The 24,914-nt window shown below is 62.1% G+C and carries 22 protein-coding genes; 11 read left to right on the forward strand and 11 right to left on the reverse strand.

The window, feature by feature from the left end; translation table 11 throughout:
- Positions 1-72: 72 nt before the first annotated feature.
- The 5 genes from FHR70_RS19270 to FHR70_RS19290 form a co-directional block, all read right to left on the reverse strand.
- Positions 73-3,330 carry an error-prone DNA polymerase gene (locus FHR70_RS19270; protein WP_183453208.1) on the reverse strand — a complete coding sequence of 1,086 codons (3,258 nt, stop codon included), beginning with the start codon at positions 3,328-3,330 and terminating at the stop codon, positions 73-75.
- A gap of 16 nt (positions 3,331-3,346) precedes the next feature.
- Positions 3,347-4,849, reverse strand: a complete 1,503-nt coding sequence (locus FHR70_RS19275; protein WP_183453210.1) for a DUF6504 family protein — start codon at positions 4,847-4,849, stop codon at positions 3,347-3,349.
- Positions 4,767-5,519, reverse strand: coding sequence for an ImuA family protein (locus FHR70_RS19280; protein ID WP_183453212.1), 753 nt, complete (start codon positions 5,517-5,519; stop codon positions 4,767-4,769). Before FHR70_RS19280 ends, FHR70_RS19275 begins: the two co-directional genes overlap by 83 nt.
- A 255-nt stretch (positions 5,520-5,774) precedes the next feature.
- Positions 5,775-6,923 (reverse strand): DNA polymerase IV, encoded by a 1,149-nt coding sequence (gene dinB / locus FHR70_RS19285; RefSeq protein ID WP_183453214.1) that lies wholly within the window; start codon positions 6,921-6,923, stop codon positions 5,775-5,777.
- A gap of 71 nt (positions 6,924-6,994) precedes the next feature.
- The gene (locus tag FHR70_RS19290) at positions 6,995-9,073 is read right to left on the reverse strand and encodes an ATP-dependent helicase (protein WP_343058849.1); all 2,079 of its coding nucleotides are present in this window, start codon (positions 9,071-9,073) and stop codon (positions 6,995-6,997) included.
- Between the two features lie 169 nt (positions 9,074-9,242).
- Between FHR70_RS19290 and recA the strand changes: the two genes are divergently transcribed.
- Complete coding sequence (gene recA / locus FHR70_RS19295; RefSeq protein ID WP_183453219.1) at positions 9,243-10,280, forward strand: recombinase RecA; 1,038 nt, start codon at positions 9,243-9,245, stop codon at positions 10,278-10,280.
- Positions 10,281-10,398: 118 nt separating this feature from the next.
- Here the strand turns inward: recA and FHR70_RS19300 are convergent, their stop codons facing one another.
- Both FHR70_RS19300 and FHR70_RS19305 read right to left on the reverse strand, forming a co-directional pair.
- Positions 10,399-10,671, reverse strand: coding sequence for a DUF2312 domain-containing protein (locus FHR70_RS19300; protein WP_183453221.1), 273 nt, complete (start codon positions 10,669-10,671; stop codon positions 10,399-10,401).
- Between the two features lie 173 nt (positions 10,672-10,844).
- Positions 10,845-11,852 carry a 3'-5' exonuclease gene (locus tag FHR70_RS19305; RefSeq protein WP_183453223.1) on the reverse strand — a complete coding sequence of 336 codons (1,008 nt, stop codon included), beginning with the start codon at positions 11,850-11,852 and terminating at the stop codon, positions 10,845-10,847.
- 309 nt (positions 11,853-12,161) lie between these two features.
- Between FHR70_RS19305 and FHR70_RS19310 the strand changes: the two genes are divergently transcribed.
- Positions 12,162-12,533, forward strand: a complete 372-nt coding sequence (locus FHR70_RS19310) for a hypothetical protein (RefSeq protein WP_183453224.1) — start codon at positions 12,162-12,164, stop codon at positions 12,531-12,533.
- Positions 12,534-12,545: 12 nt separating this feature from the next.
- Here FHR70_RS19310 and FHR70_RS19315 read toward each other — a convergent pair whose 3' ends face one another.
- A complete protein-coding gene (locus FHR70_RS19315; RefSeq protein WP_183453226.1) occupies positions 12,546-13,214 on the reverse strand; it encodes a DsbA family oxidoreductase in 669 nt (222 codons plus the stop codon).
- Positions 13,215-13,474: 260 nt separating this feature from the next.
- On the opposite strand from FHR70_RS19315, the gene yghU reads away from it, so the two are divergent.
- On the forward strand, positions 13,475-14,353 hold the full coding sequence (gene yghU / locus FHR70_RS19320; protein WP_183453228.1) for a glutathione-dependent disulfide-bond oxidoreductase: 879 nt from the start codon (positions 13,475-13,477) through the stop codon (positions 14,351-14,353).
- Positions 14,354-14,372: 19 nt separating this feature from the next.
- Here yghU and FHR70_RS19325 read toward each other — a convergent pair whose 3' ends face one another.
- Positions 14,373-15,119, reverse strand: coding sequence for an extensin-like domain-containing protein (locus tag FHR70_RS19325; RefSeq protein WP_183453230.1), 747 nt, complete (start codon positions 15,117-15,119; stop codon positions 14,373-14,375).
- Positions 15,120-15,208: 89 nt separating this feature from the next.
- Here FHR70_RS19325 and FHR70_RS19330 point away from each other — a divergent pair, with 89 nt between their 5' ends.
- Positions 15,209-16,069, forward strand: coding sequence for an EcsC family protein (locus FHR70_RS19330; RefSeq protein WP_183453232.1), 861 nt, complete (start codon positions 15,209-15,211; stop codon positions 16,067-16,069).
- Positions 16,070-16,079: 10 nt separating this feature from the next.
- A complete protein-coding gene (locus FHR70_RS19335) occupies positions 16,080-16,652 on the forward strand; it encodes a DNA-3-methyladenine glycosylase (RefSeq protein ID WP_183453234.1) in 573 nt (190 codons plus the stop codon).
- 22 nt (positions 16,653-16,674) lie between these two features.
- On the opposite strand, the gene FHR70_RS19340 is transcribed toward FHR70_RS19335, so the two are convergent.
- Positions 16,675-17,112: a hypothetical protein gene (locus tag FHR70_RS19340; protein WP_183453235.1), complete on the reverse strand. Its 438-nt coding sequence runs from the start codon at positions 17,110-17,112 to the stop codon at positions 16,675-16,677.
- A gap of 425 nt (positions 17,113-17,537) precedes the next feature.
- Here FHR70_RS19340 and FHR70_RS19345 point away from each other — a divergent pair, with 425 nt between their 5' ends.
- From FHR70_RS19345 to FHR70_RS19365, 5 genes are all read left to right on the forward strand, one after another.
- Positions 17,538-18,614, forward strand: coding sequence for an ABC transporter ATP-binding protein (locus FHR70_RS19345; protein ID WP_210277709.1), 1,077 nt, complete (start codon positions 17,538-17,540; stop codon positions 18,612-18,614).
- Positions 18,607-19,740 (forward strand): ABC transporter substrate-binding protein, encoded by a 1,134-nt coding sequence (locus FHR70_RS19350; protein WP_183453239.1) that lies wholly within the window; start codon positions 18,607-18,609, stop codon positions 19,738-19,740. Before FHR70_RS19345 ends, FHR70_RS19350 begins: the two co-directional genes overlap by 8 nt.
- Before the next feature lie 88 nt (positions 19,741-19,828).
- Complete coding sequence (locus FHR70_RS19355; RefSeq protein ID WP_183453241.1) at positions 19,829-20,662, forward strand: ABC transporter permease; 834 nt, start codon at positions 19,829-19,831, stop codon at positions 20,660-20,662.
- On the forward strand, positions 20,659-21,573 hold the full coding sequence (locus FHR70_RS19360) for an ABC transporter permease (protein ID WP_183453243.1): 915 nt from the start codon (positions 20,659-20,661) through the stop codon (positions 21,571-21,573). The genes FHR70_RS19355 and FHR70_RS19360 overlap by 4 nt, the downstream gene beginning before the upstream one ends.
- Before the next feature lie 16 nt (positions 21,574-21,589).
- Positions 21,590-22,432, forward strand: a complete 843-nt coding sequence (locus FHR70_RS19365) for an endonuclease/exonuclease/phosphatase family protein (RefSeq protein WP_183453245.1) — start codon at positions 21,590-21,592, stop codon at positions 22,430-22,432.
- Positions 22,433-22,803: 371 nt separating this feature from the next.
- Here the strand turns inward: FHR70_RS19365 and FHR70_RS19370 are convergent, their stop codons facing one another.
- Entirely contained in the window at positions 22,804-23,505 is a 702-nt protein-coding gene (locus FHR70_RS19370) for a fumarylacetoacetate hydrolase family protein (RefSeq protein ID WP_246408306.1), read from the reverse strand.
- A gap of 351 nt (positions 23,506-23,856) precedes the next feature.
- Between FHR70_RS19370 and FHR70_RS19375 the strand changes: the two genes are divergently transcribed.
- A complete protein-coding gene (locus FHR70_RS19375) occupies positions 23,857-24,879 on the forward strand; it encodes an ABC transporter substrate-binding protein (RefSeq protein ID WP_183453247.1) in 1,023 nt (340 codons plus the stop codon).
- The last annotated feature ends 35 nt before the right edge of the window (positions 24,880-24,914 follow it).

Below are 24,914 nucleotides of genomic sequence, written 5' to 3' on the forward strand. Positions count from 1 at the left end.
TCCTTCGTCGTATGAGCCTTGCGTTTAGAGGAACGTAGGGCAGGCTCTGTGATTCGCTCCCGTTGAGGGCTGTCACCGAAAGTCTCTGACTGACAGCCGGATCGTCGGCCTACTCACATGTTCCATTACATCTTCATCTGGCTGATCTATCATCTCCTTGGCTCCCGGTCGCAGCCTGTCACGGGTTCCGATCCTGGCTTGGTCGCCACGCCCAGGCTGAACCAGGAAAGCTTCATCCCGGTTGCTGAGGCCGCGCAACAGAGGTGACAGGTCCATGAGGTGCTCAGCGATGAGATGCGTTACGCCGCCATCACGCTGCAGACGCCCCCGGCAGGCGATTATTCCCGAGGACAGAATGAGCCAGCGCTGCCTTTCGAAGAGGGAGGACCAGATCACAAGGTTGGCGACGTCCGTCTCATCCTCGATTGTCATGAACATTACGCCCTTGGCCGAGCCCGGCTTCTGGCGCACGAGGACCAAGCCAGCGACCGTCACGCGATGACCGTCTTTGATGCTCCGCAGAGACGAGCAGCGGTGGATCCGGCGCTCCCGTAACTCCTGCCTCAGGAAAGCAAGTGGGTGCTGTCGAAGCGTCAATCCCTTTGCCCGGTAATCCTCCACGACCTCGCGTCCTTCGGTCATTCGAACGAGCTCAACGCCTGGCTCTTCTCCCTCGGGCCGGATGACCGTGTCCCGTGCGTCCGCAGCGGCAAAGAGCGGCAACGGCTCGTCGGACAAGCCCCGGATCGTCCAGAGAGCGTCTCGTCGGCTGATGCCGATCGAACCAAAAGCGTCGGCGTCCGCCAGGCGCTCCAGAGCCGAGATGGGGATTCCTGCACGCCGCCACAGATCCTCGATCGAGGTAAACGGGTGCTCAGTTCGGGCCAGCGGGATCATCGCGCCATCGGCATTCGCGAGACCTCGCACCAGGCGCAGCCCAAGACGGACGGCAAAGCGCCTCGGGCTGCGGGTCGGCTCTAGGGTGCAATCCCAGCGCGAATGGTTGATATCGACCGGCCGGACCTCCACCCCGTGGTTGCGTGCATCCCGGACGAGTTGTGCCGGAGCATAGAAGCCCATGGGCTGCGCGTTCAGGATGGCACAACAGAACACGTCCGGGTGATGGCACTTCATCCAGGACGAGGCATAGGCGATCTTGGCAAAGCTCGCTGCATGGCTCTCCGGAAAGCCATAGGAGCCAAAGCCCTCGAGCTGCTTGAAGGTGCGCTCGGCAAAGGCCGCGTCATAGCCGCGGGCGATCATGCCGCGAACCAGCTTGTCGCGGAACTTGGTGACGCCGGCTGTCAGCTTGAAGGTCGCCATGGCACGACGAAGCTGATCGGCCTCGGAGGGCGTGAAGCCGGCGCACTCGATGGCGACCCGCATGGCCTGTTCCTGGAAGAGCGGCACGCCGAGCGTCTTCTCCAGAACGCGTTTGAGTTCAGGGCGTGGATATTCGGGTGCATCGTGACCCTCTCGGCGGCGCAGGTACGGATGCACCATGTCACCCTGAATTGGACCGGGACGCACGATCGCGACCTGGATCACGATGTCGTAGAACTTGTCCGGTTTGATCCGCGGCAGCATCGCCATCTGGGCGCGGCTCTCGATCTGGAATGTGCCCACCGTGTCAGCCTTCTGGATCATCTGATAGGTTGGGCGATCGTTGAGCGGGATCGTCGACAAGTCGCGGTCCTCACCCTTGTGTTCGCGCAGCAGATCGAAGGCTCGCCGCATGCACCCCAGCATGCCGAGGCCGAGCACATCGACCTTCATGAACTTCAGGGTATCGATGTCGTTCTTATCCCACTCGATCACCTGACGGTTCTCCATCGCCGCCGGCTCGATAGGCACGAGATCATCGAGACGATCCTGGGTGAGCACGAACCCGCCCGGATGTTGTGAGAGATGGCGCGGCGCGCCGATGAGTTCGCGCGCGAGCTCCAACGTCATCCGCAGGCGCGGATCATCGAGATTGAGATTGAGTTCCTTGGCCTCTTTCTCTGACACGCCATCATTGCCCCAACCCCAAACAAGTCCCGAGAGACCGGCCGTGACATCTTCGGGCACGCCCAGCACCTTACCGACCTCGCGGACGGCGCCACGGGCTCGGTACGTGGACACAACGGCCGTGAGCGCCGCCCGATGCCGGCCGTAGGTGTCGTAGATCCACTGGATCACCTCCTCCCGCCGCTCGTGCTCGAAGTCGACGTCGATGTCAGGCGGCTCGCGGCGTTCCTGAGAGACAAAGCGCTCAAACAGGAGGTCGTGCTCGACAGGGTTGATCGATGTGATGCCGAGCACGAAGCAGACGGCGGAGTTCGCCGCGGAGCCGCGTCCCTGGCACAGGATGCCCCGGCCTTTGGCAAACTGGACAATTGCATTGACAGTCAGGAAGTAGGGCGCATAGCCCAACTCTTCGATTAGGTGAAGTTCATGCCGGATCGTACCGGCGACGCCATCGGGAATGCCGTTGGGGTAGCGGCGGTTCGCTCCGTCCCAGGTCAGCCGCTCCAATTTCTCCTGAGCTGTCTCGTTCGGCCCAGTTTCGCTTGGGTACTGGTAGCTCAACTCGTCCAGAGAGAAGGTGCATCGGTCCAGGATCTCCTGGATGCGCTCGAAGGCTTGCTCGTGCCGCTCAAAAAGGCGCCGCATCTCGACCGGCTCCTTGAGGTAGCGGTCGGCATGACGCTCCAGCCGGTAGCCCGCCTCGTCAATGGTGCAGCCTTGTCGGATGCAGGCAACCACGTCCTGCAGGCGTCTGCGGTCGGGATGATGGTAGAGCACGTCGCCCATGGCGACTGTCGGAACGCATGCCGCTTGGGCCATCTGTTCGATGTAATAGAGCCGGAGATGCTCGTTGGGAGCAAAGCGCCGGATCAGGGCCATGTAGGCGCGATCGCCGAAGGTGGCTCTCAGGCGAACGAGGTTGGCCTTGAGTTCATGACCCGCCTCGTCGCCCAGCAGGATGGCGATCATCCCTTCGTTCCAGGCAACCACATCGTCCCAAGTCAGGAGGCACTTGCCTTTCCCACCTCGGCTCTTGCCGATGCTGAGAAGGCGGCACAGGCGGGAGTAGGCGGCGCGGCTCTTTGGATAAACAAGCAGGGACGTTCCGTCTGTGAGGTCGAGCCGGCAGCCGATGACGAGCCGAACTCCGGTCTCCTTCGACGCCTCGTAGGCGCGCACGATCCCGGCCAACGAATTGCGGTCGACAATGCCGAGTGCGGTGATGCGGAGTTGCTTTGCCTGCGCAAACAGCTCGTGGGGGCTCGAGGCGCCATGGAAAAACGAGAAATGGGTGGTGACCTGCAGTTCCGCGTAACTCATTCGGCAATTCCTTCACTCACTCGAACAACCCGTGCAGCCACCAGCGCCCGCCCTGGTCGGCCGGCGCGTCACGGAAGATCCAGAACCGCCCGCCCTGGTCCGTCTCAACCCGGTAGTAGTCCCGTGGAGCCGCGCGCTTGTCGCCGTTCCACCACTCCGGCGTGATTCGTTCCGGGCCATCGGCCTTGGCGACTTTGTGACGGAGCCTGCGCCAGATGAAGAAGGCCGGCGGGTGATCCGGGAGGAGGGCGGTCGCCACGACCGGCTCCGGCGGATCAAGCAGCCGTGTTGGCCTCAACAGAGTTTCGGGCCAAACAGAACCGGTGGGTGGTGCAAGAGGCGAGATCTTTCGCGCCATACGCTCCGGCACCAGGGTTGGGATCGGAGCAAGACGGTAGACGCGATGGGCACCCACGCGCGCGCCGAGACGGTCGACGAGCCGGCTGATGTCTGCATCAACGGTGTCGTCCTGGGCGATACCAGGAACCTCCGTCTGCTGCTCGACGAGCGGCTCGGTGTGGCTGGCGATGAGAGCCGCCTCCTCAATGCCAAAGCCTGGATCGACCGTCGGCAAGCGCTCGTCGAACAGCCTTGCCAGATGAACATGATCCCGCGTTACTTTCGCCGTTCCCACACGCAGGGACGCTCCTTTCTCGTCAACTCGGCGGACCACCAGATCGAGCCGGCGGATGCCTTCTCCCCGCTGAGTCAGCTTGCGGCAGAGATCCTGGGAGAGCCGGCGCACCACCTGCTTCAGGTCCTCAAGCCGTGCGATCGGCTCAGCGAAGGTGAGGGTGGCGATTGCCGTCTCCTGTGGGATCAGCGGAGAGATCGGCTCAAAGGCATGGCCCATCGCCTGATCGAGCCGTAGCCCGACCTCCTTGCCGAACCGCCGCACCATGGGGGCCCGCGGCATGGCGGCCAGCTGACCGACCCGCTCGATGCCAAGCCGGTGCATGGCATTCAACGTCTCGGAGGACAGACGGAGGGCGGCAACGGGAAGGGGAGCCACCGCATCGACGGTACGCCCGGACGGCACGACGCAGCCCTTGCCGTAACGGGCTATGGCCCAGGACGCTCCGGGTGCGTCAGCGACAGCAGCCCGCGCAGCGATGCCTCGATCACTGAGACGAGTGGTTAGATCGGCCAGCAAGGCCTCCTCTCCGCCGAGCAGATGGTCTGCTCCGGCGATGTCGATCCAAAGACCGTCAGGCGGATCGGGCGCAACCACAGGCGAATAGCGAATGGCCCAGCAGGCGAGTTGCCGCAGCGATGTCTCGTCGTCGTCAGGCGTGGCATCACACACGCGCAGGTCAGGCACGAGTGCCTGCGCCTGAGCGAGTGGCATACCGACGCGAAGCCCTAGATCATCCGCCGTTGTGTCAACGGCTGCGATCAGGCGGCGGGATCCCGTGGCACCCACGGTCACGAGTGGCTTATCGCGTGGCGGTTCGCCGAACCTGCGCCGGATCCGGTCGGTCGGCCAAGTCGGCAGGTACAGCGAGACGACCCTTCGCATCGCAGGCCTCCAGGATCCAGGATCGGGGTTCAGCGCCACGGCAGCGCACGAGGTCGACCTGCCAACGGGCCCGGCCGAGACCAGGAGCTGGCAGGAGTTCGGATTCCACCGGCGCTACACGCCAGCGGGAGGACGCGGCGGTGGGCAGCCGGGTCAGGTCCTTCTCGGCAACGGTCCACCAGCGCCGCAGCAGGAGAGCAGTGACGCCTGAGGCCTCCGCTGCCAGCTGCAGTCGGCGTGAGGCGGTGAGGCCGAGCCGCGTGACCTCGCCAACGACAGCTCCAAGGCCTCTCTCGTGCAGGCCTTCTTCAACGAGGGGCAGGACATCACGGTCATGGGAGGTCTCGACATAGATGACACGATCCGGATGCAAGCCGGCCCGCAGCAGGCCCGGGGCGAAGAGGTCGCGCCGGGTCAGGCACCAGAGTACTGGCCCCTTGAGCCGGGCTGCGATGCCGGCCGTGAATAGCGTGGCTGCACCAGCAAACTCGGAGGCTGGTCCTGCCTCGATGATCTCGTGCAGGGTGCCACGGGCCAGGCCATGGCCGGGCAGGTGTTCGTCGATGGGTGGCACGCCGAAGGGCAGGGGCTTGCGGCGCTCCGACCCACGCTCGAGGTGCGTGATCTGCCGGCGTAACTCCGCAATGGCCTCTGGGGGCTTGGCATGCATGGGTCCTGCTCATGCCGGCATGGCAGCGAGGCTCAGGGGACGGGCGGGCGACGAGGAATTTGGGGACACCGTCATGCTCCATGACTCACTGCGACAAAATGGAACAAAACATGAACATACTCTCACGGATCGAGTCAACGTGAGGGGTCCGATCCTGGGCTGTGGATAACGGGGAGGAACTGTGGCAGCAGCCATAGCAATAGTGACGGGAACCGACTGTCTTGGTGGGTCAGGGCGCTGCTGCTGCGCCAAACCTCAGAGCGCCAGAGCCAGTTGTGGACTCACCTGGTTCTTATCCGCCTCAAGTGCCGACAGGGTGATCCCAAGCAGACGCACACCCTTTGATACGGGCAGCAGGGGTTTCAGAAGCTCGACGCTTGCGTGTTCCAAGGCAGCCTTGCTGTCCACCGAGGTTGCAAAGGAACGGCTGCGGGTGACTTGCTGGAAATCCGCGTACTTGACCTTCAACGTGACCGTGCGCCCACGGACACCTGTTCCCTCGCAGTACCGCCAGACCTTGTCGATGATCGGTACGAGGCTTTGCGTCATCTCTTCGAAGGCAATGAGATCGTTCGAGAAGGTGTTTTCCGCTCCAACCGACTTGCGGATCCGGTTCGGTTGCACGGGACGGTAATCCACGCCCCGGGAAATCCAGTAGTAGTAAGATCCGGCCTTGCCGAAGTGCTCCTGCAAGAACGGAAGGGACTGGGATCGCAGGTCCAAGCCGGTGTGAATCGCCAGCCGGTTCATCTTTGCCGTGGTGGCAGGTCCGATGCCATGAAACTTGCCCACCGACAGAGACTCGACGAAGGCAGGGCCCATCCGAGGTGTGATCACGAAGAGGCCATCCGGCTTGCGGTAGTCCGAGGCGAGTTTGGCCAGAAACTTGTTGTAGGACACTCCAGCTGAAGCCGTCAGAGCCGTCTGCTCGCGGATCGTCGCCCGGATCTCCTCTGCGATCTGCGTGGCCGATGTGACGCCTTTGAGGTTCTCGGTGACGTCGAGATACGCCTCGTCGAGCGAGAGCGGCTCGATGAGAGGCGTGTATTCGGCAAAGATCGTGCGGATCTGCTGCGAGATCTCCCGGTACACCTCAAAACGTGGTGGCACGAAGATGAGGTCAGGACACTGACGCCGCGCCGTCGTCGAGGCCATGGCAGAGCGGACACCGAACTCGCGGGCCTCATAGCTGGCAGCCGCCACGACGCCCCGCTCACCTGCTCCACCCACTGCGACGGGTTTGCCGCGCAGCTCCGGGTTATCGCGCTGTTCGACTGAGGCAAAGAACGCGTCCATGTCGATGTGAATGATCTTGCGCTGCCGTCCGGTGAGCGCTGACGGCTCGCCAAACACGTGAGAGGCTTGCCTCTGAGATTCTTCCGGGTCGGGGACCGGCCTTACCATTTGATATGACCTCCGCTTCGGCTCGTTGGTGCCCGAGGTGGCAACGTGAGCATCCATCTTGGCAGCCCTGGCTATCGCCACATGCCACGCATCTTTGCGCCGACATCCACGCGAATGCTTTTTGTCGCAGCAGGGGACGTTGCCGGGTCCGGCACGGCCACAGGCCATGACACCCGTTCGAACAGCTTCAGGAGACTACTCGGGATGAAGCGGGTGCGGGCAGCGTAAACATGACGGTCGCCCGTGGCGGATTGTTGATGGGTGAAGAACCGCTGCGGCACGATCAGATGCAGGTGGTCCTTGGCCCGGGTCATGGCCACGTACAGCAGCCGCCTTTCCTCCTCGATCTCCGCCGTGGTGCCGGTGCCGAGATCGGACGGGATGCAGCCATCGACCACGTTCAGCAGGAACACCGACTTCCACTCCTGGCCCTTGGCGGAATGGATTGTCGACAGGATCAGGTAGTCCTCATCGCGCAGAGGCACGCCGGCCTGATCGCTCGTGGCATCCGGTGGATCGAGTGTAAGCTCGGTCAGGAAGCGCTCGCGCGAGGGATAGCCTCCCGCAATCTGCTCCAACTGGATGAGGTCGGCTTTGCGGGGCGCGGCATCATCGTGCATACGCTCGAGGTGGGGCTCGTACCAGGTCCGCGCGAGTTCGAGCTCTGCCGGCCATCCGGAAGCACCAGCGCGAAGCTGCGTGATCATATCGACGAAGGAGCGCCAGTCATCTCCTGCCCGGGGCGGGGCAGGAGCTTCTATCAAAGCACCGATCGGATCGGCGACGTCATGCATGCGATCGAGCACGCGCTGGGCCGAGGTTGGGCCGACGCCGGGCAGAAGCTGCATCAGCCGGAAGCCGGCCAACCGATCGCGTGGGTTCTGGACAAACCGCAGCAAGGCGAGCAGGTCCTTGACGTGAGCGGCATCGAGGAACTTCAGGCCTCCGAACTTCACGAAGGGTATGTTGCGGCGGGTCAGCTCCACCTCCAGCGGCCCGCTGTGATGCGAGGTCCGAAACAGCACCGCCTGCTGCTTGAGGCTGATGCCATTCTCGCGGTTCGCCAGCACCTGCTCGACCACATATCGGGCCTGATCGGTCTCGTCGCGGACGGCCACCAGCTGCGGCCGCTCACTGGAGGCGCGAACTGTCCAAAGATTTTTGGTGAAGCGTTCCGAGGCGAGCTCGATTACCGCATTGGCGGCGGCCAGGATCGGCTGGGATGAGCGGTAGTTGCGGTCGAGCGTGACGATCTCGGCCAGCGGGCTGAACTGAGAGGGGAAATCCAGGATGTTGCGCACAGTCGCGGCGCGGAAGGAATAGATCGATTGGGCATCGTCCCCGACCACGGTCAGACCCTGGCCGCTTGGCTTGAGGGCCAGCAAGATCGAGGACTGAATCCGATTGGTGTCCTGGTACTCGTCGACAAGGACATGGTCGAAACGCCCGCCGAGTTCGGCGGCGATGGATGGCTCAGCCACCATCTGGGCCCAGTAGAGCAGGAGATCGTCGTAATCGAGGACGTTCTGGCGCTGCTTGGCTTCGACATAGGCGGCGAACAACTGCCGCAACTCGGCGGCCCAGCCGGCGCACCATGGGTACGAAGTGCGGAGCACCTCCTCAAGGGCCGTCTCGGCATTCACGCAGCGGGAGTAGATCGCCAGGCAGGTTGCCTTGGCTGGGAAACGGCTCTGGGTGGTGGAGAACCCAAGTTCGTGCCGGACGAGGTTCATCAGGTCGGCCGAGTCCTCGCGGTCATGGATCGAGAAGGCCGGGTCGAGACCGATCTCGGGCGCATAGTCGCGCAGGAGCCTGGCGCCGATGCCATGGAACGTCCCGGCCCAGCTGAGGGCATCGGTCATCGCGCCTGCGCTCAAGCCCAGAACTTGGCCCGCGATCCGCTCGACCCGGCGCGCCATCTCGGCCGCGGCCCGACGGGAGAAGGTCAGCAGGAGGATGCGGCGCGGATCGGCGCCCTTGACGATCAGATGGGCTACGCGATGGGCCAGGGTGTTGGTCTTGCCTGATCCTGCCCCTGCAATAACCAGCAACGGCGGAGCCGAACGTGAGCCTTCGGCCAGGATACCGTGTTCGACCGCCTGACGCTGCCGCGGGTTGAGTTGGTCAAGGTAGGCAGGGTTCGCAGACACAATCGAATCATCCCTCTCTGGACTGGTATAGATCCTCATTCCTGTTTTGTTCGCAATGACTCAGCTTGTCGCCGCAGGATCAGGTCGCGACAATATGTTCGCTCTTTGTTCTTTCTTTCGCCACACAAATCCTTAGGGTCCGGCTCTTCTGTTTAGCACTGGATTCGGGATGACCACGGACAAGACAAAAGCAATCGAGACTGCCGTCAGTCAGATTGAGCGGGCCTTTGGCAAAGGGGCCATCATGCGCCTGGGCGGCGATCATGTCGTAGAAGTGGAGACCATCTCCACCGGTTCACTCGGCCTCGACATCGCGCTCGGTGTTGGCGGTTTGCCGCGCGGTCGGATTATCGAGGTCTACGGGCCGGAATCCTCAGGCAAGACAACGCTCGCGCTCCAGACCATCGCCGAGGCTCAGAAAAAGGGGGGCGTCTGCGGCTTCATCGATGCCGAACATGCCCTGGATCCGGTCTATGCCCGCAAGCTCGGGGTGAACCTGGACGATCTCCTCGTGTCTCAGCCGGACAACGGCGAACAGGCGCTTGAGATCGCTGACACGCTCGTGCGCTCAAGCTCTGTGGATATTCTCGTCATCGACTCGGTGGCCGCCCTGACCCCAAAGGCCGAGATCGAGGGCGAGATGGGCGAGAGCCGTCCTGGTTTGCAGGCCCGCCTGATGAGCCAGGCGCTGCGCAAGCTCACCGGTTCGATCAGCCGCACCAAGACGATGGTGATCTTCATCAACCAGATCCGCATGAAGATCGGTGTCATGTACGGAAGCCCGGAGACCACGACGGGTGGCAATGCGTTGAAGTTCTATGCCTCCGTGCGCCTCGACATCCGTCGCACTTCGACTCTGAAGGAACGCGATGAGCCGATCGGTAACCAAGTGCGCGTGAAGGTCGTCAAGAACAAGGTTGCTCCGCCCTTCAAGCAGGTGGAGTTCGACATCATGTTCGGTGAGGGCATCTCGAAGATGGGCGAGCTCATCGATCTCGGGGTTAAGGCCAACGTGGTGGAGAAGTCCGGCGCTTGGTTCTCCTACGACAGCCAGCGCCTCGGCCAGGGTCGCGAGAACGCCAAGACGTTCCTGAAGGACAATCCGGAGGTCGCGGCCGAGATCGAAGGCAAGATCCGCCAGAATGCCGGTCTTCTGATCACGGAGTTGCAGGGGAACGACGTCAGCGCATCGGAAGACGCAGCCTGAGGGTTTTCCTGCCGCATAACGCTGACCTTATGCGGATCGGACAGGTCCGCATCACCTGGAATGTAAAAGGCCGCCCTCTGTGGGCGGCCTTTTCGGTAAGTGAAACACTAAGGCGAGCTCAGGCCGCCTCGGCGACAGGGGCTGGATCTGCTTCATCCATGGCGCGCATGTAGACGTCGAGCAGGCTGTCGTGCTCATCCCGCTCGTCCTGGTCCTGCTTGCGCAGCTTGATGATCTCCTTGAGGATCTTCACGTCGAAGCCCTCTCCCTTGGCCTCGGAGAAGACTTCCTTCTTGGCTTCGTTCAGGTCCTTGATCTCATTCTCGATCTGCTCGATGCGCTCCACGAACGAGCGGATCCGGTTGCCGGGAATTCCAACGACGTCACTCATGGCTTCTCCTTTGCCGTATGTAGACCGGCACTATCGGGCAGGGGAGTAAGCACCGCGTTAATCCGAAGCTTCACTCCGGAGGAACAGCTTTAACAAGACCGCATCGCATGCGCACGAACCGGTGACGAGGGTTAGGAATGAATGTCAGGTGCGCTTCGTGATATCCCGAAGAGTCATGAGGCCGCCCTGAATCTCTCGAAAGCGGTGATCCGCTGAGTAAACGGCTCCACGTCCCGCCGGTAGATCTCCTGCCGCAGGAACTTCATCTCCGCCTCGTACGTATCCTCGGCAATCTCGATGAACCATGATTTCGGCTGGCCGTTCGTGCCATCGTTCCAACGGTACCCTCGCTTCTTGAGGTTGTCCTTCATGTCGAAGGGCGAGCCTTCCGCCCAGATCCGCAGCAGGGCCTTGCGGGCTGAGGCCAGCAGATGGGTCATGGCACAAGCTGTCTCTCCTTGGAGCGGAGCCGCCAGGACTTCCAGCAGGGCATGGCAGTCCTCGACGGCACGATGACCCTGGTGGAACCACCCGCACTGAGACAACAGGTATCCGAGCTTTGAGCCTTCGAAGCCGAAATCCGACCAGGAGACCTCCGCATGAGAGCAGGCCCAGGCCTTTAGCGAAAAGCCATGAACCAGACGTTCACAGAAGGGCCGGTCGAAGCGGGCGTTGTGGGCGATCACCAGGTGCGCCGGCTGGATGAACGCCTCGACGGCAGCTAGGTCAATCGTATGCCCCTTCACCATCTCGGGCGTGATCCCGGTCAGGCGCGTGATGTCAGTGGTGATCGGGACTGTTGGCTCCCGCAAGGCATTGTAGGTGCCGATGACATCGCCGATGCGGCCGTCCTCGTTATACGAGAATGCCACCATCCCGAGCTCGATGACCTCATCCCGGGTGTGGTCGAGACCGGTGGTTTCGGTATCCACGATGACGGCGACCCTTTCGCCTGGAACCGCCATGCGGGCTGTGGCAACGGGACGGGGCTGCAGGCGACGCAGGACGCGGTACTGCCCACCGGCTTCCAAGATGTCGGCTGCAGCCTCAAAGTCGGCAGACCTCAGCTGGAAGGTCCGCTTCTGCTCCCGCGGCCTGACCTGGATGGTGGAGGTGAGGGGCCTCTGGATGGGCGGGGCAGTCTCGTCCAGTCCAAGAAACAGATCGGCCTGTCCCTGCATTCATTCCCACTCCTGCGGCAGTCTCGGGCGGCTGTGATGGAAGCCGCGAACGTTAGGGCAGGATCCGTCGCTGTTAGGTTAACGACAGGATTGCAATGCTGGACGAATGGTGGTGGCTCGCAGGTCAGGAATGCAGCAGTGACCAGATCGTCATGTAGCTGCACCCGAGGGTCGTCTGCTCCAGGGAGCAGACCTGAGATATCGGCCCTGGGCGGCTCGCCACCGAAACGGTCGGTTAACCCAGCAAGGGCACTCTCACTTCATGTGAATCAGGGACTGGGTGGGCCCCTCTTTCGGAGATGAATGCCCATGACGGAGAAGACCCTCGATGAAGCCATCCACGAGAAGCTCAACCTGATTGCTCCGACACTGAAAGCCATCCAAAGCGGCGGAGAGCAGGCTTACCTTGGCGACCTGCAGACACTCCTGAGAAAGAACTTGGCGAGCCTGCTTGCCTTGTTTGAACGCGACCCGGGTCTGGATGCCGCAACAGCCGATCTTTACGCCGCCGCGGCTGCCATCGTACAGGACGCAACGGCGGCAACCCAGCCGTACGCGCGGAAACGGCGCCTGCTTCAGGAGGCGCAGGCACGTTTCGAGGAGCGGATTGCGCTGGCAAGGCCTCGAGAGCGGCGGTCGTCCGCCTCATGGCGTCAGACGGAACTGTTCCGGGCGGCCTGACGGGTGCTCGGGTCAGGTGCCGGCCGAGGATTGCCCAAGCTCGGCGGCGATGCCGCGCAGAGCCTGCTCGAAGGCTCCGGCCGGCTGGCCGCCGGAGATCAGCCATGTCCCGTTGATGACGATGGCCGGGACCGATCGAATGCCGCGGGAGATCCATTGCCCCTCGGCATCGCGGACCTCCTGGGCAAAACGCCCCGACGCTAAAACCTCGCGCGCCTCATCCCCATCGAGACCCGCTGCGGCGGCCGCATCCACCAGCACCCCATGGTCCGACACGTTAGCGCCATCCGTGAAGTTGGCCTTGAACAGGGAGTGCTTGAGCTCCTGCTGACGCCCGACGGTCCCGGCCCAGTGCAGCAGGCGGTGGGCATCGAACGTGTTGTAGATCCGGCTCTCCTCCGACATGTTGAACGTGAAGCCAACCTCGCCCCCGCGCGCTCGGATCATCGCGCGGCTCGCAGCCGACTGCTCTGCCGTGGAGCCGTACTTCTCGGAGATATGCTCCCCGAGGTTCTGTCCCTCTGCAGGCATTCCGGGATTGAGCTCGAACGGTTGGAAGGTGATGTCGGCCTCCACCGCATCGGCAGCATTGGCCAGTGCCTGCTCAAGTCCCCGCAGGCCGATGACGCACCACGGGCAGGCCACGTCGGAAACAAAGTCGATCTTCAGGTGCTGGGTCATGGCGCGGCTCGTGGTTGTTCTTGCAAAGCTTAAGGTCGCGGGATCGCTGAGTTACCATAGTGTCGAGACGTCCAGAGATGAACCTTCAAGGCGCTCGTTCACTTTCAAGAGATTTCTACGGCGGGTTCGCGCCACCAGATGCGAGACCGAGGCTTCACAACTTCACCGATGAAGGCGCAAGGCCTCATCGTGCGTTACAACCGTCCGGCCACGGGGTTCGTCGATTCAGACGAATGCCCCCAGTTTCAGGAGCAGCAGGAATGACCGATTCATCCGACTACGTGCCGCCGAAGGTCTGGACCTGGAACAGGGGCAGCGGCGGGAGTCCGGTTACAAGCCTCAACCGCCCGACCGCGGGGGCCACCCACGAGAAGGAGCTGCCCGTCGGCCGCCACCCCTTGCAGCTCTACTCGTTGGGAACGCCCAACGGCCAGAAGGTCACCGTCCTGCTGGAGGAGCTGCTGGCGCTGGGCCATTCCGGCGCCGAGTACGATGCCTGGTTGATCAGGATCGGCGAGGGCGACCAATTCGGCAGTGGGTTCGTGGCGGTGAACCCGAACTCCAAGATTCCTGCCCTGGTCGACCGCTCTGGCCCTAACCCGATCCGGGTTTTCGAGTCCGGTGCGATCCTGCTCTACCTCGCGGAGAAGTTCGGAGCCTTCCTGCCGAGCGAGGCCGGCCCGCGTGCCGAATGCCTGTCCTGGCTGTTCTGGCAGATGGGGAGCGCGCCCTATCTCGGCGGAGGCTTCGGGCACTTCTACGCCTACGCCCCAGTGAAGATCGAGTATGCGATCGATCGGTTCGCGATGGAGACCAAGCGTCTGCTCGACGTGCTCGACCGGCGGCTTGCGGACAACGAATACGTAGCCGGGCCCGAGTACACGATCGCCGACATGGCCATCTGGCCGTGGTACGGCGGCTTGGCTCAGGGGCGGCTGTACGAGGCGGGCGAGTTTTTGTCCGTGCAGGACTACCGGCACGTCCGGCGCTGGGCCGATGCGATCGGAGAACGCCCCGCCGTCAAGCGGGGGCGGATCGTGAACCGCACCTCGGGCGAGCCCTCCGAGCAACTGCACGAACGCCATGACGCCAGCGACTTCGACACCATGACCCAGGACAAGGTGGCCGCGCGGGATTAGCAACCGGGAGGGGCGTCGCCTACTGGCAGATGCGGTAACGGTCGCTCGATCCGTGTTGCTCGATGTCGACGTGGAGGTGATCGTGATGCGCCTCGTCCGAACCGGGACCGAGGATCGTCGTGAACCAGCCGCAGGCTGCTGTCCGCAGGGCCGTGAGCGCCGGATCCGGTGCGGCATCGGGTTCAGGCTTGATCCGCAGGATAGTTCCGTTGGCGAGGTCGAAGCCAGCGATATCGATTGCGAGCCCTTGCGCATGGGCCGAGAGCTTGCCCGTCGCCGCCGGGTTCCGGTTGCGGCATTCGAAGCCGGGGCCGGTCTGCACGGCTTTCAGGTCGCTCCGCTTGATACCGGCGACGAGCGGAGCCACGAGATCACCGATCCAGCGGCCGAACGGTCCGGCGAACCGGCAGGCCAAGATGGGCTGATTGACCAGCCGGACAGACGTCTCGGGTTTGGTTGGAACCGGCACGGCCTTGAGCCGCACCGGTGTCACGATTCGGCAGAACTCGTTCGAGACCTGGGGTGGCTCCGCAGGCTCGATCTCGAACCCGGCCGCCTTCAGGCCGGCTAGGCAATCCTCGGCTGCCGGGACGGCTGGCGGCGCTTCTGCCGTCGGCGCCGGCGGAGCCTCAGGCTGTGGGGCAGCGGGCGTTGCGGGAGAAGGGGTCTCGATGGGCCGTGGAGGCGGAAGAGGTGGCACAGGCTGTGCCCAGGCGACTTGAGCCAGCATCACGGGAACGATGACCGCGACGGATCTGATCAGCATTGGCTCCTCCAGGCCCCACCGAGTAACGCCAAGCTAAGCTGAAGGGTTGCGGGCTGTCCGGCCGGGCCTCGGATCCCCACATAGGGTGCATGAGCCAAGACCTTCGCCGTCAGGAACCGCTTCCAGCAACCACAGGCCATGCCGCGGCACCGGAGGTTGCCCTTTCGGACGAGGACCGCGAGGCCTTGCGGCAGGCCGTGCTCGCGCTCGAGGGACCGAGCTACGTCGCGCGGCTGTCGGCTTTGGCGGGCCGGCCGATCGAGCTGCTCGGGCAGACACTTCCGGTGCCGGTCTCCAGCCTGATCTCAAAGGCCACGCAGGCGGCGCTAACCCGCGCGTTGCGCTACGCACTGAAGACAATCCCGAAGGAGGGCAGGCATCCCGAAACCCGCATCCACAAGGCGCTCGCGGCTCTGTCCGGCGCCATGGGCGGGGCGCTCGGCATCTCGGCGGTTTTGGTGGAGCTTCCGGTCTCGACGACGATCATGCTGCGCTCGATCGCCCGCATCGCCCAGAGCGAGGGCGAGAACCTCGAGGACTCCGAGACGGCGCTGGCCTGTGTCCAGGTCTTCGCCTTGGGCGGGCATTCCGGTTCCGACAACCTGCACGAGGCCGGCTACTTCGCCGTGCGGGCCGCCATGGCCAAGTCCGTCACCCGCGCCCTGCAGCAGATGGCCGGGCGCGGCGTCGTCGACGAGAGCACCTCGGCCATCGTGCGCCTGCTGGCCCAGATCGGAGCCCGCTTCGGCGTGGTCGTATCGCAGAAGGTCGCCGCCCAAGCGGTGCCGGTGCTCGGTGCGATCGGCGGCGCGGCCGTCAACGCCGCCTTCGTCGATCATTTCCAGATGCTGGCCCGCGGGCACTTCACCGTGCGGCGGCTGGAGCGGATCTACGGCAAGGGGACGGTGCGCGGGGCCTATGACCGGATCCGGGCCCAGGAAGGCCTGTGAGCCCGTGCGCATGCCGAAGTCACTGCCGAAGTCCGAGATCCTGTCGGCGGCGTTCTTCGCCCGGGATGCCGTCGCCGGCGCCCAGGATCTTGTCGGGGCAACCCTGCTCGTCGATGGAGTCGGCGGTGTGATTGTCGAGACCGAGGCCTACACGGGCGACGATCCGGCCTCGCACAGCTTCGGCGGCCCAACCGCCCGAAATGCAGCCATGTTCGGCCCGGCAGGGCATGCCTACGTGTACCGGTCCTACGGGATCCACTGGTGCCTGAACGTCGTCTGCCTGCCGGGGAGCGCTGTGCTGATCCGGGCCCTTGAGCCCATCATCGGGCACGCGGCGATGATGGCGCGGCGTGGGCTCGACGATCCTCGCCTTCTCTGCTCGGGTCCCGGCCGGCTCTGTCAGGCCTTAGGCGTGACGATCACCCATAACGGGCTGCCATTGGACCAGGCGCCCTTCCAGGTCTTCGCCCGGGAGGAGCCGGTCGAGTTGACCGCAGGGCCGAGGATCGGGATCACGCGCGCCGCCGACTTACCGTGGCGCTTTGCGCTCGCGGGATCGCGCTTCGTCAGTCGGAAGATCTGATCGGGATTCTTTGCCGGCCCGGTCACCACCGGGGCCGCGGCTCGTCCCGGCGCGGGTCGCCGGTGAAGTCGGACTGCGGCCCATAGGGCTCGCCGCGCCGGGTGTGCTGCGGCTCCTCCGGCCAGCGCGGCTCCCGCTCCGGCTCCGGTTCGGAGATGCCATTCAGGAGGGCGAGGCTGCCCCGGAGCACGGAGCGGACCGCGTCGACCGCCATGTCGGCGATGTCGTGCAGGCGCAGGTCGCCGATGTCGGCGGAAGGGCGATGCTGGGCCTCTCCGTAGGGCGCATAAGGCTCGGCGACGGAGCGCTCCGGCATCAGGCCGGAGACCACGCCGGCTCCGCCCAGGAGCACGAGCACGGCCAAGGGAACCACGACGCGGAACGCCAGGCCGACGATCCTCGACACGATGACGTAGCCGATGATCAGGACGATTACAGTCGCGACGATGCCGGTGCTCAAGGACCTTGTACCCCCATGATGGTTGATGCGGAGCGGGGTCCATCCAAAACATCGACGGCTTGTTTATGAGCCTGAACGTATCAGCTCCGGGAAGCCCGCTGCAGAATAGAGGCGTCGCCTCTAATAACGCGGCATCGAATTATTGTGCCCTGGGGGAATGTCTCACTCTGGCACTTCTCTGAAGTTGGTCGAAGATCCGCACTAGCGCGGTGAGCGGACGTTTACCTACCCACTCGAAGGCCCCTCTTCGACCTAATGCTGAGCTTTTGCACTCGGCTCGAAATACCTGTCGATAGCGTCGGGCATATGCCGTTACGATCGCCGTAAGCTACTCTTTCCACTGACATTCAAATGTGATCTTCTGTCCCGATAAGAGACGCAAAAAGCGCATTTAGGGAGTATACGGGACCGTGGATAGTTCTGTCTTGACCGCGATTGATGTCGATCATCTTCAGGTCAGCTATGGCAGCCAGCAAGTCCTGCATGGGGTCAGCCTTTCGGTCGCGCCCGGCGAGTTCATCGCCATTCTGGGTTCCTCCGGCTGCGGGAAAACGACGTTGCTGAGGACTATTGCCGGATTCCAGAAAGCGTCCGGCGGAGCCATCCGGTTGTTTGGCCGGGATGTGGTTCGCACGCCTCCCGAGAAGCGCGGCATGGCGATGATGTTCCAGTCCTACGCCCTCTGGCCGCATATGACTGTGCTCGGCAATGTTGGCTACGGCCTTCGTCTGCGTGGTGTGCCGAAGACCGAGATCCGGGGGCGTGTCGCCACGATTCTGACGATGCTGAATCTTTCTGGCCTCGAAGATCGCAAGGTGACGAACCTTTCGGGCGGGCAGCGCCAGCGTGTGGCCCTGGGGCGAGCGCTGGCCATTGAGCCGGAAATCCTGCTGCTCGATGAGCCCTTGTCCAATCTCGACGCCAAGGTGCGCATTCAGCTTCGATCCGAGATCAAGGCTCTCCAGAACCGCCTCAAGTTCACAGCCATCCATGTCACGCATGACCGGGAGGAAGCCATGACCATGGCCGATCGGATCGTGGTCATGGATGCTGGCCAGATCGCGCAGATCGGGGCACCTAAAGAGGTTTACGATAGTCCCAATTCGCCCTTCGTCGCGAGCTTTATGGGGGCCGAGAACACGGTCAGCCTCGATATCCGGCCTTCCGGATCAGGTGTGGAGGTCCGGGTTGGGGAGGGCAGTGCGGTCTCTTATAACGGAGAGGTGCCGATCGGACCGGTCACCGCCTATTTCCGCGACGATGTCGCGTCGCTTGTCGATCCGGATGCACGGATCGACGGCTCGATTGTCCTTCCCGGCAACATTACGCAGAGAACGTATCCGGGAGGTCATTACAGGTACGTGGTCGCAATCGGCGACCGTCATTTCACCGTGACGGACGACCGCTATCACGAACTCGATCGCCCGGTCGGCCTGCGCCTGCCGCTGGCATCGTTGCACCTGTTCTCCAACACCCAAACCACGGGAGGAAACCATGCATAAGAGCCTATTGGCTGCGGGCTTCGCAGCACTTCTGATGACCAGCACGGCGAGCGCGCAAACGCTCAATGTCGCGACCGCAGGCGACCAGAACATGGTCGACTACATCAAGGACTATCTCGGCCCGATGTTCGAGAAGAGCCATCCGGGCGTGAAGGTGGTGGCCGTCGGCACTGGACCGGGCGACGGCGGCTCGCAGAAGATCTTCGAGAAGCTCGACGCCCAGACGAAGGCCGGCGCCAATGCCGATTTTGATGTGGTGGTCATTCATCAGAAAGCCGCCGGCACCATGGTGCAAGACGGCTTGATCAAGAAGTACCGGGACGCTCTTCCGACCGGGAAGCTCGTGACGCGCGATACGGCAACGAACGCGCTCGGCACCGACGTGTCGGGATACGTCATGCCTATGTTCCATTCTCAGACAGCCATCGCCTATAATCCGGATCTGATCAAGACTCCTCCCAACAGCTATGTCGAGCTGCGCGACTGGGTGAAGAAGAACCCCAAGCAGTTCGGCTACAACGGCATCAAGGGCGGTATGTCCGGGGTCGCCTTCGTGACCGGGTGGGTCACGGCTTTCGCCGGCGAGGCGGCGAAGCTGGAAAAGGGGCCGTATGATGCAGCCACCAAGGCCACTTGGGACAAGGCCATGGCTGACTTGAAGGAGTTCAACCAGAACGTCGTCATCACCCCCGGCAATGCCGGCACGCTCGACATGCTGAACCGTGGCGAGATCGCCATGGGACCGGTCTGGGTGGATATGTTCTATACCTGGAAGGCCGAGGGCAAGCTGCCGCCGAACATGCGCCTGAAGCTGGTTTCGCCCGGCATGCCCGGTCAGCCGATGTACTATGCCATCCCGTCCAAGACGGCGCAGGAGAAGCTCGCTGCTGAGTTCATCGCACTTGCGACGAGCCCCGACGTGCAGGCGGAAGGCATCGTGAAGCGCTTCAACTGGTATCCGGGTATCGATGCCAAGAACCTCGAAGGCAAGCTCGATCAGGCTGTCTGGAACCAGCTCTTTGCAGATATCCCGCCGGACGCACTTGCGGCCAACGGCAAGCCATTCCCGATCGGCCCCTACTTCAATGATATTCTCGAGACCTATGAGAGGAAGGTCGCGAACTAGCCTAGCGCTTGCTCGTGCGGGCGGTCTGCTGACAGGCCGCCCGCATCCCTTTCCCGCTCTTTGCGGTGAACCCGGACCGTTCCAGATCATGGCAAGACCTTCCTTCTTCGGCCTTCTTCTCATTGCGCCGGCATGGGCGATGATCGGTGGATTGTTCTTGTATCCGCTCGGTTTCTCGCTGATCGCTGCCTTCACCGAGCCGGGCGGCGGCCTGTCGCTCATGCACTTCCAGAAGGCCTACGAGCTTTATTCCACAGACATCCTGTTCACCATCTTCATAGTCATTGTCTCGACGCTGCTGACGGGCTTGTTCGCCATTGTGATTGCTGGAATCCTCACGCTCAGTGAAACCCCCTGGCTTGTTACCGCTCTGCGCAATCTCTACCGCTGGCCGCTCTTCATCCCGTTCATCGTTGCGGCCCAGTGCATGCGAACCTTCTTGGCCAAAAATGGCCTCATGAACAATTCCTTCGTGGCGCTCGGGTTGATGGAGCCGCTACAGACCACGAGCCTGCTCGACTGGCGCGGCATCATCATCACGTTCGTATGGAAGCAGGTGCCTTTCGTGACGCTGATGCTGGCCGGAGCTATGGCATCCGTTGATCGCGCTACAATCGAGGCTGGGCGCAATCTCGGCGCTTCCAGGTTGCGGGTGCTGATCGAGCTGGTGCTGCCGCAGGTCGCGCAGACGCTGCTCGTGGGTCTCGTCCTTTCCTTCGTGACCATGCTCTCGGTCCTGTCGGTTCCGATGATGGTTGCAGGTTCGCAGCCCACCATGCTGACGGTGGATATGGCCTTCCGCATCAACTCCTATGGCGATTACGCGACAGCCAATGCACTTGGCGTCATCTCGTATGTGATCGCCGGAACGGTTGCTTGGATCTATCTGCGGCATAACATCAAGCGCGAGGTGCAGGCATGAGTGGAGAGGCCCCTCTATTGCCTGCCCGTGCCGAGCCGCTGACCCTGGTAGATCCAGCATCGGACGTTCCTCGGCGTTCGGCTTCCTCCGGCACTAGGGCAAGGTTTTGGAGTCTGGGCTCCACGGGTCTCAAGATCGTTGGTCTTGCGATCTTTGCCTTCCTGCTCTTCGGACCTTTGGCCAATCTGGCTCTGTGGTCGGTTGCCGAGCGTTGGTATACACCGTTCAAGCTTCCTGTCTCTTATGGCATGCGCTACTGGGAGGTGGTTTTTCGCCCCACGGGTGACGCCATGGCGTCGCTTGCGACGAGCATCAGCATCGCCTGCCTGACGGTTCTTGTGGCGCTCACCGTTTCCGTCCCGGCCGGCTATGCCTTGGCGCGGCTCAGGCTGCCCTGGCGGACGGCTCTCATGATCCTGTTCCTGCTGCCTCAGGCTTTCCCTTCGGTGGCCATCTACATCAACGTGGCGCGCGTCTTCTACAGTCTCGGGCTGACCGGAACGATCACGGGCGTCGTTCTCGTCCATGCGGCTCACGGCCTAGTCTATTCAGTCTGGATCGCTGCCGCTGCTTTCGCAGCGATCGACCGAGATCTCGAACTGGCCGCGCGCAACATCGGGGCCTCGCCGTTGCGCACGTTCTTCACCGTCACCTTGCCGCTTGCTGCGCCCGGCATAATGGCAAGCGCGATTTTCGTCTTCCTGGAATCGCTCGACGAATTCACTGGCACCTTCTTCGTCGGCGTGCCCCAGGTGACGACCCTGCCGCTTCTGCTATACAACGCGAGCATGGGCGGCAATTACCAGATCGCTTCCATCACCGCTCTCATACTTCTCGTGCCTTCCGTCCTGTTCATGATCGTCATCGAGCGCTTCCTGAAAGCCGACGTGCTGAGCAAGGTAGGCCAGTAATAATATCACGGACTTCATGATCAGAATCATCACCTGGAATACCCAATGGGGCTTGGGCGTCGACGAACAGGTCGATCTCAAGCGCCTCGTCGACGAGGCACGCGCGATTGCGGATTTCGATGTGCTCTGCCTGCAGGAGATTTCAGACAACTTTCCCGAGCTGAAGGGCAACAACGGCGGAAACCAGTTTGCCGAAATCGCGGCACTGCTGCCGGACTACACCGCTATCGAGGGCGCGGCGCTCGACATTCCGGGCAGGTCAGGGGGGCGAAGCCGGTTCGGCAACATGATTCTCTCACGTTTCCCAGTCGCGCAGGTGCTGCGTTACACCTTGCCATGGGAGGCCGCGGCAACTCGCAACATGCCGCGCCTGCTGCTCGAAGCCGTTGTCGAGATCCCCACCGGTCCACTTCGGGTCATGACCACACATTTGGAATACTCGTCGGATGCACTGCGCCAAGCACAGGTCCGGGGGATCCGCGAGGCTCATCGCACAGCGTATGAGCGCACTGTCACGCTGCGCGAGAATGGCCCTGGGACCTATGCCCTGTTTCCAACCTCGCCGGCGGCCGTGCTGACGGGGGATTTTAACATGCGGCCGGACGATCCGGTTAAGCAGCGGATTTCAGAGCCTTTCGACAATGGAGCGCCCGCTCTCTTGGATGCATGGCAAGTCACTCATGTACCAACACCTCATCCCCCCTCATTCTGTCTCTTCGAGCAGTCGAATGGTCCTCCACATTGCTGTGATTTCATATTTGTGACGGAAGATCTGGCACCCAGAATCAGCAGGATCATCTACGATCAGAAGACGCGGGCCTCCGACCACCAACCTGTGCTGATTGAACTCGATATGTGAGTGAGGCTTTGGTCATCGAATCCGACCTGCATGAGCGGCTTGTATCTGGGCAAGTTCGTGAGCAGCCTTGGAGTGCAGCTCCCTCTCAGATTGGATAGTCGCGAATGGCAGCTAAGCCCAAATGCCGCCTTCGGGCAGGCTTCGAAGATGAGCCGGACTTCCGAAAAGGCGCAGTGTGCGGACCTTCACACGGCTAGGCTTAAGGGCTGAGTTGTGACCCTCTGCGGACATTCAGCGCAGGACATTTACGGTCCCCTTGTTCTTCTTTGGGGAATGCCGTTAACGTACGAGATGCGGGGCATTGTTCTTGTATCCAAGCGCCGGCCGCTGTTCGCCCGTGCTTGGATACTCATTGCACCAAGGAGGCTGGGTTAACCACTGATCCGCACTGTCAGCTTTCCCAGCCTGTCGATGGTGCCCACGAGTTCACTGCCAGGCACCACCGGGCCAACGCCAGCAGGGGTTCCTGTCAGGATGATGTCACCTGGCTGCAGCGTGAAATACTTGGACAGGTTCGCGATGATTTCCGGCACTTTCCAGATCATCAGCCTGAGGTCCGAATCCTGCTTCGTCTCGCCATCCACGGTGAGACGGATGGAGCCTTCTGAGATGTGTCCGACCTGCTCGACAGGGTGAAGGGGGCTGCACGGACATGATTCATCGAAGGCTTTCCCAGCCTCCCAGGGGAGGCCGCTTTTCCCGAGGTCCATCTGAAGATCGCGGCGAGTCATGTCGAGGCCGATGCCGTAGCCGTAGATATGGTCAAGTGCATCCGCTACCGAAATGTCTCGTCCGCCTTTCTTGATCGCGACGACCAACTCAAGCTCGTAGTGGTAATTGCTCGTCATCGGAGGATAGGGGATCGAGCTCCCATCCTGAACAATGCTATCGGTTGGCTTTTGGAAGAAGATCGGCGGGTCCCGCGACTCGTCGCCTCCCATCTCGCGAACATGGGCCACATAGTTTCTGCCGACGCAGTAGATCCTTCGAACCGGGAACGTCTGGCTTGTGCCCACAACGGGCAGAACAGCTTGAGCCGGCGGTGTTATCACGCTGGAACCTGCGTCCATCATTGTCTTTCTCCAAAACTGCACCTGTCTCCGAGGTGTCTGTCTGCGCTGCGATATTTCGGACCGACCAGGCATAAAATGTATTTTACGATTCTTTTGCGAGTTAATATTTAGTATAATTATGTTGTACTATAACTTATATTTGAAACGTAATTTACTGCAGTGCACATCAGTAATCATTATATTTTTAAGTATCATTTGTGCTTTGCAGCAATGATCCAAGCAGATAAATCCTTTTATCGAGAAATATGATCATACATTTTTTGACATTCTAATGAACTGCATACATCATCAATCGCCGCATCAAACGCCGGCGCTGCCAATGAGCAGCAGAGTGCAGGAGAGGAAACGCCGATGAAGATGAGCAAAGCTCTTGGATTAGTTGTAACGCTTGCTCTTGCCCCTTGGGCGATGAGCGTCGCTCACGCGCAGAACGCGCCCACGAAGATAACCGTGGTCCTTCCGAATCCCTCGGCCGTGAACAACTTCCCGCTTTACGTCGCGATCGGCGAGAAGATGTTTGAGAAAGAGGGACTTGATGTGAAGGTCGAGGCCGTAGACGGCTCTTCGCAGGTTCTTCAGGCAATGTCCGCCGGTCAGGCGCAGATCGGACAGCCCGGGCCGGCACCGGTTCTCGCTGCACGGGCGCGCGGCGTCGATGTGGTCTTCATCTACAATCATTTTGCGAAGTCGGTTTTCGGGGTGGTCGTTCCTGAGAAGTCCGCGATCAAAGCTCCGGCCGATCTCAAGGGAGCCGTCATCGGCGTTGGCACGGCCGACGGCGCGGAGGTCGGGTTCACCCGTGCGATTCTCACGGATCTCAAGATGAGCGAAGGCAAGGACTTCACGTTCCTGCCGGTCGGTGATGGTGGTCTTGCCGCGGCGGCCTTCCTGCGCGGCGACATCAAGGCCTATGCGGCGGCTGTCAGCGACGCAGCCATCATGGAAACGAGGGGGATCGATCTGCGGGAAATCACGCCCGAGCAATATCTGAGCTATTTCGGCAATGGCTATGCGGCCATGAAGTCCTTCATCGACCAGAACCCGCAGGCCGTCGAGAAGTTCGGCCGTGTCCTCGTTCAGGCGACGGAATTCGGGCTCAAGCCTGAGAACAAGGCGAAGGTTCTGCAGCATACTAAGGCCGGAAACCCGCAGGAAGGCGAGGATACCAAACTGTCGACAGCCTTGTTCGAGCAGGTCAAGGAGCGGATCACGCCGCTCGACAAGTCGAAGGGCTGGGGCTACCAGCCGCCGGAGCACTGGGAGCTTTGGCACAAGAGCGCTGTGGCCTCGGGTGTTCTGAAGGCTCCGCTTCCGGATCTGAAGGCTGCCTACACCAATCAGTTCGTCGATGCCTGGAACAAGGGTTCGAAGTGATGGCAGTGCTATCAATGGCTGGAGAAGCTGTTGCT

Source organism: Microvirga lupini (assembly GCF_014191055.1).
Classification (GTDB): domain Bacteria; phylum Pseudomonadota; class Alphaproteobacteria; order Rhizobiales; family Beijerinckiaceae; genus Microvirga; species Microvirga lupini_A.